Annotated in this window: 6 protein-coding genes; 1 reads left to right on the forward strand and 5 read right to left on the reverse strand. The window is 69.1% G+C overall.

What is annotated here, in order from left to right; all coding sequences use genetic code 11:
- Positions 1–40 precede the first annotated feature (40 nt).
- Positions 41–1,282: a glycosyltransferase gene (locus ACJH7A_RS11895; protein ID WP_406774651.1), complete on the forward strand. Its 1,242-nt coding sequence runs from the start codon at positions 41–43 to the stop codon at positions 1,280–1,282.
- A 21-nt stretch (positions 1,283–1,303) separates the two neighbouring features.
- Here the strand turns inward: ACJH7A_RS11895 and ACJH7A_RS11900 are convergent, their stop codons facing one another.
- The 5 genes from ACJH7A_RS11900 to ACJH7A_RS11920 form a co-directional block, all read right to left on the reverse strand.
- Positions 1,304–2,698, reverse strand: a complete 1,395-nt coding sequence (locus ACJH7A_RS11900) for a hypothetical protein (RefSeq protein ID WP_406802009.1) — start codon at positions 2,696–2,698, stop codon at positions 1,304–1,306.
- A gap of 74 nt (positions 2,699–2,772) precedes the next feature.
- A complete protein-coding gene (locus ACJH7A_RS11905; protein ID WP_406802010.1) occupies positions 2,773–4,185 on the reverse strand; it encodes a hypothetical protein in 1,413 nt (470 codons plus the stop codon).
- Positions 4,186–4,188: 3 nt separating this feature from the next.
- On the reverse strand, positions 4,189–5,658 hold the full coding sequence (locus ACJH7A_RS11910; protein WP_346414893.1) for a condensation domain-containing protein: 1,470 nt from the start codon (positions 5,656–5,658) through the stop codon (positions 4,189–4,191).
- Positions 5,659–5,721: 63 nt separating this feature from the next.
- Positions 5,722–11,997 (reverse strand): sulfolipid-1 biosynthesis phthioceranic/hydroxyphthioceranic acid synthase, encoded by a 6,276-nt coding sequence (pks2, locus tag ACJH7A_RS11915; protein WP_135355966.1) that lies wholly within the window; start codon positions 11,995–11,997, stop codon positions 5,722–5,724.
- Positions 11,998–12,620: 623 nt separating this feature from the next.
- A complete protein-coding gene (locus tag ACJH7A_RS11920) occupies positions 12,621–13,913 on the reverse strand; it encodes a serine hydrolase domain-containing protein (protein WP_212811501.1) in 1,293 nt (430 codons plus the stop codon).
- Between the last annotated feature and the right edge of the window lie 286 nt (positions 13,914–14,199).

Below are 14,199 nucleotides of genomic sequence, written 5' to 3' on the forward strand. Positions count from 1 at the left end.
AATGCGGAGATCAGCGGCAGACCGATATGTGTGGCATTCTGTGAAGTTTGCTATCGCCATTCATGGCACGCGTGGAGACATCGAGCCCAGCGGCGCCGTGGCCAGAGAATTGCTGCGCCGCGGCCACGAAGTTCGCATGGCGGTGCCGCCGAATCTGGTTTCCTTCGTCGCCTCGGCGGGCCTTCCCGAGCCTGCCAGCTACGGCGTGGATTCTCAGCAGCAACTGGATGCCGACATCTTTCGTGACCACTTGAGCATCAAGAACCCCGTGAGTGTCGTCCGCGAACTCCGGGACTACATGACGCAGGGCTGGCAGGACATGAGTGCCACTCTCACGGAGGTCGCCGCGGACGCGGATCTGCTGCTCGCGGGGACCACCTATCAGGAGGTGGCCGCCAACGTCGCCGAGCATTTCGACATCCCGCTGGCCGCGCTGCACTACTTCCCGTTCCGCCCCAACAGCCAGGTGCTGCCGGTACCGCTGCCGCTGCCGCTGATCCGCCGCGGCTTCGCCGTCGGCGAGTGGTTCCACTGGCGCATGCTCAAGGAGGCCGAGGACATCCAGCGGCGCACCCTGGGCCTGCCGCCGGCCACCGTGCGGGCGGTCCGGCGCATCGAGGACCGTGGGGCCCTGGAAATCCAGGCCTACGACGAGGTGCTGTTCCCCGGCCTGGCGGCCGAATACGGCGACGCCAAGCCCCTCGTCGGGTCCATGTCGATGGAGCTGCAGACCGACACCGACGCCGACGTGATGGCGTGGATCGCAAATGGCAAGCCGCCCATCTATTTCGGCTTCGGCAGTATGCCGGTGGAATCCCCCGCCGAGGCCATCGCGATGATCGACGCGGTGTGTGCCGAGCTCGGCGAGCGGGCGCTGATCAGCTCGGGCGTCTGGGATCTGCCGGACACCACCACACTGGGCGACCACGTGAAGCTGGTCGGTGCCGTCAACCACGCCGCGGTGTTCCCGCTGTGCCGGGCCCTGGTCCACCACGGCGGCGCCGGTACCACCGCGGCCGGGCTGCGTGCCGGCGTGCCGACGGTGGTGCTGTGGGTCAGTGCCGACCAGCCGGTGTGGGCCGGGCAGGTCAAGAAGCTGCGGCTGGGCGCATCACGCCGGTTCTCGAAGACCACGCCGGCGTCGCTGAAGTCCGCGCTGCGCACCGCGCTGCAGCCGGAGTGCGCCGAGCGGGTGCGGGCCGCTGCCGCGCGCATGACGAAGCCCGCGGACAGCGTCGCACGCACCGCGGATCTGCTGGAAAAGGCCGCCCAGGCCCGTTAGGGGCCTGGGCGGGACCGCCCGTCAGTAGATGGTCAGCGGCGTGAGGTCGAATTCCTCGAGCGTCTCGCGGACGAGTTCACGCAGCATGGCCCGGCTGTTCTCGGCCCCCACCTGGTAGCCGACGATGCCGAGGTTCACCCGGCCGTTGTAGCGGCCGGACGCGACCACCAGCAGGCCACCGGGCCGCTCGATGTCGGCCCGCTTGACCTTCTGCTCGACGCCCCAGCAGTTCAGGAACGTCGCCTGGTTGACGCCGTCCGGGCGGCACATCAGGTCCGGCAGCTCGGCGAAGTTGGAGCACGTCACCGGCATGTCGCCGAGCACCAGGTCGGCCGTCTTGTTCACCGCGCGCAGCGGGATGAACGGCGTCAGCGGCAGCAGGATGAACGACTCGTCCGGCTGCTCCTTGGCCGTCGACAGGGACGTACGCAGCGCGCCCCGCAGATCCGTCAGGTCCTTGGCGACGTGCGTCGGATCGACGGTGAGATTGGCGAACGCCATGGCGTTGGCCCGGGTGTCCTCCATCGAGGTCCGGTCGTTGACGGCCACCATGAGCGCAATGTTGTTGTCGTGCTTGCGATGCCGTTCCATCCGCACACCGAGCCGGGCGGCGAATGCCGCCGCCAGGGAGTAGGTGTTGCCGCCGAGCGTGGCGCACTTGGCGTCCCACTGCTCGACGTCGATGTGGGTGCCGGCGAACGGCAGCAGCACGTACTCGTCGGGGTTGCCTGCCGTCACCGCGGGCCGGGTGTCACCGGACTTGGAGATTTCGTGACGCCGGCGGTGCAACATCTTGGCGGCGGCCACCACCGTGCGCCGGACCTCGGGCCAGTCCCGCCGCGCCTGACGCAGGTCGGCGCGCAGACCCTGCCAGCGGGTGCGGGAGCCCGGCTGGGCGTAACCCAGATCGCGGCCCTGCCCGAGCACAGACTCCATGATCGCGGCCACCGCACCGGTGCCGTCGATCAGGCAGTGCGACAGCGCCAGCGCGACACCCGTCGAACCGTCGCTGAACTTCTGGACGCCCAGGTGCCAGCCGGGACCGTGCTCCGGGTCGATCGGGATCTGCGACCGCTCCTCCAGCCAGTCGGTCAGTTCCGAACGCGGGCGGGCGGTTTCGACGATGTCCAGCGGGCGCTCGACGGCCGGCGCGGCCACCCAGCGGGCCCGGCCGAACGGCAGCGGCGAGCGCTCGATGCGCCGGGCCGCCAGGCTCCGGCCGAAGTTATCGTGGAAGCGGCGCAGGCCGTCGAGGTCGACGGGTCCTTCGTAGAACCACAGCGCCAGCATGACCTGGACCCGACCGCTGGCCCGGTACGACAGGAAGGTCGCCTCGTCCATGTAGTCCAGCCGGTCCTGCGGACGGTCCAGTTCCGGGGGCAGCTTGGCGAACCGGCCGCGGCCGGTTTCGTTCAACCGGGTATCAGTGGACAAAATAGACCTGGCCCTTCACTTCGGTTATTCGGTTGTCGAACTTGGGATTACGCGGATTATTCGTAGACCGCGGTGAGGCCGAACTCGGCCAGCGTCGCTTCCACGTGCGCACGCAACGTCGCCTTGGTGTTCTCGGCGCCCGGCTGGTAGCCGATGACCGCCATCGACACCCGGCCGATCAGCTGCATCGAGATGACGGTGAGGATGCCCTTGCGGTGCTCCATGACCGCACGCGGCACCTGACCGTCGACCCCGCGGGCCATGACGTATTCGGCGGGTGTCCCGTCGACACGCGCCAGATCGTCCGGCAGCACACCGAGGTTCGAGCAGAACACCGGGAGCTCACCGAACCCGACCGCGATGTCCGCGGCCTGGATGACGGCCCGCTTCGGGATGAACGGCGTCAGCGGCAGCAGCTCCAACTTCTCGTCGGGCTCCTCGCGCATCTTGCGCAGGGCTTCCTTGATGACCGCCCGCGTCTCCGTCAGATCCTCGGCGACGCCCTTCGGGTTGACGCGGGCATCACCGATCAGCACCGCGTTGGCACGGGTGTCCTCGAGCGTGCGGTCGTTGATGGGCACCACCAGCGGCACCACGCCCTCGGCCTCGCTGAACCGGCCCATCCGCTCGGACAACCGCGCCGCGAACCCGGCGATCAGCGCGTAGCTGTTGCCGCCGAGCGCCTTGGCGCGCGCGTCGAACTCCGCGGCGTCGATGAACGCCCAGATCGCCGGCACCAACAGGTTTTCCTTGGCGCTGGCCTCATCCAGGTGGGCTGCCGCCGACTTTCCGGAACGCCGCAGCTCGCTGCGCTTCTGGTACGCCTGCTTGGCCGCCGATTTGATCGAGCGCCCGAGTTCGGGCAGGTCGCGGAAGGTCTGGCGGAAGTCGGCACGCAACGCCTGCCATGACGACCTGGTCCGCGGCTGCGGCAGACCGAGGTCGCGCAGCTGGCCCGTCACCGACTCGAACACCGTCAGCATGGCACCGCCGCCGTCGCCGATGCAGTGTGAACCGACGAGGCTGACGACCGTGGCGCCGTCGTCGAGCGGCTGCACACCCATGTGCCAGGCCGGGCCGAACTCCGGGTCGACGGGGATCTGCGCATGCTCGTCGAGGAAGTCGCCGAGCTCGGCCCGCGGACGCACGGTCTCGTACACCCGCAGCGGCGCCGGCGGCCCCAGCGATGACACCCACCGGTGCCGGCCGAACGGCAGGATCGACGGCTCGATGCGCCGACCGGCCAGGCCGTGACCGAAGTTGTAGTGGAACCGGCGCAGGCCCTCCATGTCGACGGGATGCTCGTACACCCAGACGCACTGCATGACAGCGGCCTGGCCGGTGGCCCGCAGGCCGAGGAACATCGCCTGGTCGACGTAGTCGAGCACGCGGCTCTCATCACCGTCGTTGTTGTCTGCCAACCAGCGGCGCAACAAAGGCACGCGCGGCGGGCGCGTGGAGGTCGTCACAACTCAGCCCTTCACAGCTCGAATCAGTTCGCTGCGGCAACCGTTGTGGCGCAAGGCTTCCGAACGTCCCGCACCAGAACCGCCGTCGGCGACCCGCAGGTACACCGCGCGCATCGCGTGCAGGTACTTGTCCACCGATTCACGGGCGATGGGGTTGTCCGGGTAGGCGATGGTGACCGAGGTTTCCTTCTCGGAACGGTTCACCCAGATGCCGATCTGGTACGCCGAGCGCGCGTCGCTGTAGACGCGGCCGTTGAGCCGTTCCCACTCGTTCATGATCGCCGGCGACAGCGGCGGCAGGTTGGTGTCGAGGTACGACACCATCGGCACGCCCGGGTCGGCCTTGCGAATGCCCGGCACCTTGCCCTCGGCCAGTTCGAGTACGCGCTCGAACGGGACGTGTGCCAGGTCCATGCCTGCGTCGAACGCCTTCTGCATGGCGCGGGCGGTGTCGCCGAACGACTCCGGCACCACCGGGACGCTGATCGGCACGACGCCGGTGAACCAGCCCGTCGTCATGAACTCGGCCGGGGTGCGGCGCGTCGTGGTCGGGGTGATGACGTTGTAGATCGGCCGGCCGGTCAGTTCGTGCTCGGCGAGCGCCGCGCACGCGATGACGCCACCGATGACGCGGGCACCCGCGGACAGGCAGGCCGACTCGAACCGCTCCGACTGGTGCTTGTCCATCAGCCGAACCGTCAGCATCTCACCGCCGCAGGGCACCGACGGGTCGCCGAGCGGCAGCGGGAAGCACGGCAGGGTGCCGTCGTTGGCCTCGGCGAACTTGATCCAGTCCTTGACCTCCGGCGACTCGAGCGTCAGCGCCGACGTGAACTCCGCCTGCTTGATGCAGTAGTCGTCGTAGCTGCCGGCGTCGGCCAGCGGGATCGGCGGGGCGCCACTGACGAGAGCCGCATACATCAGGTGGATTTCGACGAGCACCAGTCCCATCAGCAGTGCATCGGTGTGCACGTGGTCGATGCTGAAGTAGAAGGTGAAGTGGTCGTCGCGCTGGATGATGCCGAAGTGGAAGCAGTCCCACTGCAGCGGATCGGGCGTCGCGAGGACGTGGTCGCGCCACTGCTGCGCGTTCATCTCGCCGTGCTCGGTGGCCACCAGCTTGATGTCGCGCGGGCTCTTCGCCGTCCGGCGGACGACGACGTCGTCTTCCGTCAGCTCGAACCAGCTGTGGAACGTGTCATGCCGCCGCACGTAGGCGTTGATGACGTGCGTCATGGCCCGGACGTCGCACTTGCCCGGCATGTCCCATGCGGCGATGTTCAGCCGTGCCATGTCCGTGCCGTTGCGCTCGTGCGAACGGAACGCGCGGATGTGCTGGCTCTGCTGATAGCTGACCGGTACCGAGCTGACCGGTGCGTTGCGCAGCTTGGCAAGCGATGCAGACGAAGGGTTCCAGGAAGTCAGAACACCCGAGGAACCCATCCAGTCATGGATGGTCCTAATCGCAACCATGTTCACTCTCCTGTGCTTCGGTGAATTCAGCGCGCGGCTTCTGTGACGCCCTACTCTGACCCGTCATGTCGAAATCGCCGTCGAAATCGCCTCCCCCAGGCGTTCTGCCAGTGCTCGGACATTCGTGATGTCCGACGAACCGATCCGGACTCCCGTCTCAGCTTCGATACGGGTCCGCAGTTCCAGCGCCCCGAGCGAATCGAGGCCGTACTCGGCCAACGGACGGTCGGGATCGACAGATCGCCTAAGTATCATAGACATAGCGTCGGTGATCAGGCGCCTCAGACGAGCCGGCCGCTCCTCCTCCGACAGGGCGTGGAACTCCGCGAGGAATTCGCTGGTGCCCGCACCACCCCGCCCGATGTTGGCGAACGACTCCGCAAACTTGCTGGCCTGAGCGAAAGCCACCAGCCAGTCGGCCCCGGCCACCGGCGCGTAGCCGGCGTAGGCGCGGTCGTGACGGATGATCGCGTCGAACGCGTAGGCGCCGTCCTCCGGATCGATCGCCATGGCCTCGTCGGCCGCCATGCCCTGCCCGGCGCCGATCTTGGCCCAGGCACCCCACGCGATGACCGTCGCCGCCAGCCCCTGCGCGCGGCGCCACTGGGTGAACGCGTCCAGCCAGCTGTTCGCCGCCGCATACGCACCCTGTCCGGGCGAGCCCACCATGGCGGCAGCCGACGAGAACGAGCAGAACCAGTCCAGCTCGGACCCGGCCGTCGCCTCGTGCAGGTGCCACGCGCCGTACACCTTCGGCGCCCAGTCGCGTTCGATCAGCTCGTCGGTGATGTTCGGCAACGTCGCGTCCTCGACCACCGCGGCGCCGTGCAGCACGCCGCGCAGCGGCTTGCCGGTCGACTCGGCCGCGGCGACCAGACGCGCGGCGGTGTCGGCGGCTGCGATGTCACCCAGCACCACCTCGACCTCGGCGCCCTTGCTCCGGACGGCCTCGATGGCCTTCGCGGTCGCCGCACTCGGCTCCGAACGCGCGTTCAGCACGATGCGTCCGCAACCACCCGCGGCCAGCTTGTCGGCCAGGAACAGGCCCAGGCCACTCAGACCGCCGGTGACGATGTAGGAGCCGTCGGCCCGGTACACGGGAGCGTGCTCGGGCGACAGCACGGCCTCGAACTCCCCGGTGTGCGGGATGTCGAGCACGAGCTTGCCGGTGTGGCCCGCCGCGCCCATCACGCGGATGGCGGTGGCGGCCTCGGCCAGCGGGTAGTGCGTGGTGTCCGGCACCGGCAGCACACCGTCGGCGATCTGCCCGAAGATCGTCTCGAGCATGCCGCGCGTGATGTCGGGGTTGGTCAGCGTCAGCAGCGCCAGGTCGAGCGCGTAGAACGACAGGTTCCGGCGGAACGGGAACAGGCCCATCCGGGTGTCGCCGTAGATGTCGCGCTTACCGATCTCGACGAACCGGCCACCGAAGGTCAGCAGCTCGACACCGGCCTTCTGCGCCGCACCGGGCAGCGAGTTCAGCACGACGTCGACGCCGTAGCCGTCGGTGTCGCGACGAATCTCCTCGGCGAAGGCGGTGCTGCGCGAGTCGTAGACATGCTGGATTCCCCAGCTGCGCAACAGGTTTCGACGATCTTCGCTACCGGCGGTGGCGTAGATGTCGGCGCCCGCGGCCCGCGCGATGGCGATGGCGGCCTGGCCCACACCACCGGTGGCGGAGTGGATCAGCACCTTGTCGCCGGCCTGGATACGGGCCAGGTTGTGCAGGCCGTACCACGCGGTGGCGTGCGCACTGGGCACCGCCGCCGCGCTGCCCTCGGGCAGGTCGTCCGGAATCTTCACGGCCAGGTTGGCGTCGCAGGTCACGAACGTCTTCCAGGCACCGGTCAGCGAGATGCCCGCGACCCGGTCGCCGATCTGATGATCGGTGACACCCGGGCCGACCGCGGTGACCACACCGGCGAAGTCCGCGCCCGGCTGCGGCAGCCGGCCCTCGAAGCTCGGGTACCGGCCGTAGGCGACCAGCACGTCGGCGAAGTTGAGGTTGGACGCCGCGACCGACACCTCGATCTGGCCCGGTCCCGGAGCGACGCGCTCGTACGCCGCCAGCTCCGCCGACGACAGGTCACCGGGGGTCCGGATCTGCAGCTGCACACCGTCGGTCTCGGGCCGCACGACGGTGGTGCGACGTTCCTCGGGCTGCAGCTGGCTCAGGTTCAGGCGCGCGGTGTACCACTCGCCCGACCGCCAGGCCGTCTCGTCCTCTTCGGAGCCGGACAGCAGTTCGGCGGCGACGTGCGCCACGTCGGCCTGCACGTCGAGATCGATCTGCGTCGGCCGCATCGCCGGGTACTCCATGCCGATCGCCCGGATGAAGCCGCGGATGCCGCCCTGCTCCAGGTTGGCCACGTCGCCCGGCGCCACGGTGCGGGCACCGCGGGTGAGCACGTACAGCCGCGCCGGCTGGCCCGGCACGTCCGGCAGACCCCGCACGATGTGCACGAGCTGCTCGACCTGCGCCACGCCACGCTGTGCGGTGGACAGCGACGCCGAGGCCGCCGGGCCGTCCGGGGCACCGGTGACGACGACGACGCCCTTGAACGGCTTGGCCGTCAGCGTCTCCTGCAGCGACTCCAGGTTGGACGCGTGGTCGGCGTCGGCCGGCCACGCCATGGTGGAGACGTCGGCCTCGTCGGACTGCAGCACCTCGGAGAGCTTCTCGGTCAGGCTGTCCGCGTCGGCGGCGGCCGAGATCAGCAGCCAGCGACCCGGATCGACCACGTTGGCGACCGGCGCGTCCTGGCTGCGCCACTCGATGTTCAGCAGGCGCTCGTTGAGCAGCCGCTCGCGCTGGCCCTCCTCGGACACGCCGGTGCCGAGCCGCAGGCCGCTCACGGCCAGCAGCACCGCGCCGTTCTCGTCGAGCACGTCGATGTCGGCTTCGACCGCGGTCGGCGAGAGGCTGACGAGCTTGACGTAGCAGTAGTGCGCGTTGCGGGTCGACTCGTAGGCCCGCAGCTTGCCGACGCCCAGCGGCAGCATCAGCGCGCCGGTGGTGTCGCCGTGCAGATCGGGATGCGCGGCCACCGCCTGGAAGCAGGCGTCGAGCAGTGCGGGGTGCACGGTGTAGGCGCTCTGCTGCGACCGGATGGCACCGGGCAGCGCGACCGCGGCGAGCACCGTGGTGCCCGCGGTCGTGTGCGCCGCGGTCAGACCGGAGAACGCCGGGCCGTACTGGATGCCCCGCTCGGCGAACCAGGCACGCAGGTCACCACCGTCGACGTCTTCGGTGTGGGCGGCGACCAGCTTGGCCAGGTTGTAGCTCGGCCGGGAGGCGTCGTCTTCGATGGCGTGCAGCGTCGCGGCCGCACGGCGCACCTGCTCGCCGTCCTGGTAGGTCTCGACCAGGAAGTCGATGTCGCCCGACGGGACGGCGGTGGCGACCGCCGACACGGCGGTCTCCTCCTCGAGCAGCAGCATGGCCTCGAACGACACGTTGCGGACCTCGGAGGCCTCGCCCAGCACCTCGCGGGCCGCGCCGAGCGCCATCTCGCAGTACGCCGCACCCGGGAGCGCCGCGACGTTGTGCACCTGGTGGTCACCCAGCCAGGGCTGCACGCCGGTACCCACGTCGGACTGCCAGACGTGCCGCTCGGGCTCCTCCGGCAGCCGCACGTGTGCGCCGAGCAGCGGGTGCACCGCCAGTGACGCACCGCCGGGGGCCTGCTCGTGCGGATCACGCGTGAGGATCAGGTGGTTGCGGGTCCAGGTCGGCAGCGGTACGTCGACCAGCACGCCGTCCGGGTAGATCACCGAGAAGTCGATGGCGGCACCGGCGGTGTGCAGATCGGCGACGACATCGCGCAGACCGTTCGGCACGTCCTGTTCGCGACGCATCGCGGCCAGGGCGGCGATGCCGATGTCCTGGTGCGCGGCGTTCTGGTTGACCGCGTGCACCAGCAGCGGGTGCGGGGCCAGCTCGATGAACACCCGGAAGCCGTCGTCGAGCGCGGCCTGCACGGCCGCACCGAAGCGCACGGTGTGGCGCAGGTTGTCGACCCAGTAGTCCGCGTCGTAGTCCGCGGGGTCGCGCGGGTCGTACTGCGTGGCCGAGTAGTACGGCACCGCCGGCTCGTCGGGCTCGAGGTCCTCGAGGGCGTCGGCGAGCTCGTCCAGGATCGGGTCGACCTGCGGGGTGTGCGACGCGACGTCGACGGCGACCTCGCGGGCCATCACGCCACGCTCGTCCCATTCCTTGACCAGGGCGCGGATGGCGTCCTTGTCACCACCGACGACGGTCGACTGCGGCGAGGCGACGACGGCGAGCACGACGTCGCTCACGCCGCGGGCGCCCAGCTCGGAGAGCACCTGCTGGGCCGGCAGCTCCACCGAGGCCATGGCGCCGGAGCCCGACACCTTGAGCATCAGGTTCGACCGGCGACAGATCACCTTCACGCCGTCTTCGAGCGACAGCGCGCCGGAGACGACGGCGGCGGCGGACTCACCCATCGAGTGGCCGATGACCGCGCCGGGCTGCACACCGTAGGACCGCAGCGTGGCGGCCAGCGCCACCTGGATCGCGAACACGGCGGGCTGGATGCGGTCGATGCCGGTCACCGTCTCACCGGCGGTGATGGCTTCGGTGATCGAGAAGCCCGACTCCGCCTCGATGAGCGGCTCGATCTCGGCGATGGCGGCCGCGAATGCGGGCTCGGCCGCCAGCAGGCCGGCGCCCATGGCCGCCCACTGCGAACCCTGACCCGAGAACACCCACACCGGGCCGCGGTCACCCTTACCGGCCGCGGCCTGGTACGGGGTCTCGCTGTCGGCGACGTCACGGAGCGCCTGGATCAGGCCGGCGGCGTCCTCGGCGAGGACGGCAGCGCGCACCGGCCGGTGGGCGCGGCGACGCGCGAGCGTGTAGGCGGTGTCGGCCAGGTCGAGGGCCTCGCCCTGGGCGGCGGCCCAGTCGGCCAGTTTGCCGGCGGTGCGGCGCAGCTCCTCGGCCGAGGTGGACGACACGGGGAACAGCAGTTTGCCGCCGAGCCCCTGTCCTTCGGACCCGACGACGCGCGGCGACGACTCGGCCGGCGCCTGCTCGACGACGGCGTGCACGTTGGTGCCGGACAGGCCGTAGGCGGACACGGCGGCGCGGCGCGGGTGGTCGGCGGTCGCCGGCCACGGCACGAGGTCCGTCGGCACGAACAGCCCGGTGTCGATGGCCGCCATCTCGGCGGGCATCTCGTTGAAGTAGAGGTTCTTCGGCACCACGCCGTGCTGCAGGGCCAGGACGGTCTTCAACAGGCCGACCGCACCCGACGCCGACTGCGCATGCCCGACGTTGGTCTTGACCGAGCCCAGCACGACGGGCCCCTGCTTGCCGTAAACCGTTGCCAGACTTGAGTATTCGATCGGATCGCCGACGGGAGTTCCGGTGCCGTGCGCCTCGATGTACCCGACGGTGGCGGGATCGATGGCGGCGAGGTCCAGCGCCCGCCGGTAGACGGCGACCTGGGCGTCCGCGCCCGGGGTCGCGATGTTGACCGTGTGGCCGTCCTGGTTGCTCGCCGTGCCGCGGATGACCGCGAGGACGCGGTCGCCGTCGCGCTGCGCGTCGTCCAGGCGCTTCAGCATGAACATGACCGACGCCTCGGCGGAGACGAAGCCGTCGGCGGCGACGTCGAAGGCGTGGCAGTGGCCGGTCGGCGACAGCATGCCCTGGGCCGAACCCGAGGACATCTTGCGCGGCTCCAGCATGATCGACACACCACCGGCGAGGGCGGCGTCGCTCTCGCCGTCGTGCAGGCTGCGGCACGCGTTGTGGATCGCGAGGAGACTGGACGAACAGGCCGAGTCGACCGTGTACGACGGGCCGTGCGCGCCGAGGTGGTACGAGACGCGCCCCGAGGCCAGGCTGAAGTTGTTGCCGGTGAAGCCGTACGGGCCCTCGATGGCGTGGGCGTCGGCGGCCAGCAGCTGGTAGTCGCCGTGGGTCATGCCCACGAAGACGCCGGTGAGCGAGCCGGCCAGGGTGGCCGGATCGATGCCCGCGTGTTCCACGGCCTCCCAGGAGGTTTCGAGGATCAGGCGGTGCTGCGGGTCGATCGCGGTGGCTTCGCGGTCGCTGATGTTGAAGAAGTCGGCGTCGAAGCCGGCAACGTCGTCGAGGAAACCGCCCCACTTGGAGACCGACCGGCCGGGCACGCCGGGCTCCGGGTCGTAGTACTCCTCGGCGTCCCACCGTTCCAGCGGAACTTTGGTAACCAGGTCGTCACCGCGCAGCAGGGCTTCCCACAGCTCGTCCGGCGAGCTGATGCCGCCGGGAAGCCGGCATGCCATGCCGATGATCGCGACGGGTGTCGTCGGTGACCCACCCACTTAGCTACCGCCTCTCCGTGCAGTCCGGCCGGACTCCGACACACCGTGCCGGGTGGCTTTGCAGACCGCGCTCAAAATCTCTGCGAAATCGTCTTTGCCGCGTTAAACAAACTGGCTCGAAATCCTACCGGGTCAAATTAACTGATCCGCCGATTCGGGGCTACCCGTTTCGGTCGAATCGCTACCAGGCGACCGTCAGCAGCGGATATCCGCAGCACACTCGCTGCGGAAGGCCCAACCCGCCCGGCGCGCCGTTGCGCAGGGGTTTGGTTCGGAGCCATTTCGAACCAGCCACGGGGCGGAAGCATAGCGGTCCGTAGCGAACATCGTTCACCCCAGCACCGCGCCCGCACAGGACCTGCGGCAGCACAAATGTTTGCGCGGATATGGTTATTGAAATTCGAGCAACGCAGCGAAAATCGTAGAACTACAGGCTGCGGCCATAAAATCGTATTGTCGGCAATGGTCGATACGCATGGTACGAAATATCTACTGTGACGAACTCCGCTCGATACGGGCAAAAAATCAACATGCCGGACATCTGCGCGTATTCGAAAGTCCGGTGCACAGGGCGGTCCGCATCGCTTCCGATGCGGACGCATATCTCGCGCGCGCAAACTCCGTCAGCCCGCAACCGGAGCTGGATCGGCGTATGGCGCACCGAACTCCGTGACCCGGCAGAAGCCGTTGCTGCGCGCCTGCGCCGCGCCGTACCGCACCATTGCCGCGAGCGCCACGAAACCCGCCTGATCGGCCAGCATCAGCGGCGTCAGCAGGCGGTTGTGCACGAAGCCGAAAGCCAGACCGCGGTCCGGATCCGCCCATCCGAGCGACCCGCCGAGGCCGACGTGCCCGAACCCCGGCATGACACCCGGGAACGGCACGCCGTGATACCCGAGGTTGAAATCCATGGGCAGGCCGAGGCCCAGGTCGGGGAAAACGCTGCCGGTCCCCTGCAGCTGCGCCACCGTGCCCGCGGACAGGAACCGCAGCCCGTCGATCTGGCCGCCGTTGGCCATCGCGCCGTACACGCGTCCCAGTGATCGAGCCGTGGCCACGCCGTTGGCGCCCGGCATCTCGGCATCCAGCAAGGGTGTGTCGCCCTGCGCCATGGACCGCATGCCGGTGAAGTACATCGAGCCGAAGCCGCCCGAGAACGGCAACCTCGCCACGTGCGGCGCCACCGCGTCGAACAGCGGATTGCGGATGCGGAACTGCGGGCCGATGATCTGCGCGGGCTGCGTGGGCGCATCCGCGGCCGGGCGGCCGAGATGCAGACCGTCGGTGCCGAGCGGCTCCGCGAGCTCGGTGCGGAACAGCTCCCGCATGCTCTGACCGGTGACCGCGCGGGCCAGGCCGGACAACAGCCAGCCGTAGGTGATGGCGTGGTACGCCGGACGCCCCTTCATCCAGCTCATGGGAGCCGCGGCCAGCCGCCGCTCCATGAGGCGGTGGTCCATCAGCTCGTCGCGCGTCGCGCCGTTCAGCTGCGACAGCCCGGCGCGGTGCCGCATCAGCTCCCGCACCGTCACGCCGGCCTTGCCGTTGGCCCCGAAGGCCGGCCAGTACTCGGCGACGGGCGCGTCGTATTCGATCAGGCCCCGGTCGGCCAGTCGGTGGATGACGGTCGAGGCCAACCCCTTGGTCGCCGAGAACACCATCGCGCCGGTGTCGGCGTCCCACGGCCGGTGGCCCCACCGGTCGGCCCACCCCGTCCACACGTCGACGACGGGAACACCGTCGAGGTAGACCGAGAGGGCGCCGCCACCCAGATATCGGCTGGGGAACAGGGCGGAAAACGCCCGCACCACAGTTGCGAAGTTGGGGTCAGCGGCACCGTGGACGCCCTGCGGAAGAGGTCCGCCGGCGGACCGGAGAGGCGCGACGTTGCGCTCCCGGCGAATAGCGTTGGTCATTACCAAATGATGACGTGCGCCTGCCGCAGATCATCTCCGACGTTATCAATCTGTTAGCTAAATAGTCTGGATACACAGGTTCGGCGTGTCCGGTATACCCACTTCAAGATCGCACTTACGCCGGCGTAACCGCTTGCCGAGCAAGCGTTCTGATGGCGAACTCAGTGGTCAAGGTGCCTGCCTGGAGAAAAGTCAGGTAGCCGGAAACAGGCTCTTCATGATTGAGGGTGTAGAACGGTCAGCTGCTGTCGGCCTGTGATTGGGGTGTCTGGTTGGCTGGGTGTGT

Source organism: Mycobacterium sp. SMC-17 (genome assembly GCF_045310915.1).
Taxonomy (GTDB): domain Bacteria; phylum Actinomycetota; class Actinomycetes; order Mycobacteriales; family Mycobacteriaceae; genus Mycobacterium.

Bases quoted from the DNA above. Each gene is read 5' to 3' on its own strand.
- ACJH7A_RS11910 (WP_346414893.1), bottom strand. From the start codon at position 5,658: ATGGTTGCGATTAGGACCATCCATGACTGGATGGGTTCCTCGGGTGTT.
- ACJH7A_RS11920 (WP_212811501.1), bottom strand. From the start codon at position 13,913: ATGACCAACGCTATTCGCCGGGAGCGCAACGTCGCGCCTCTCCGGTCC.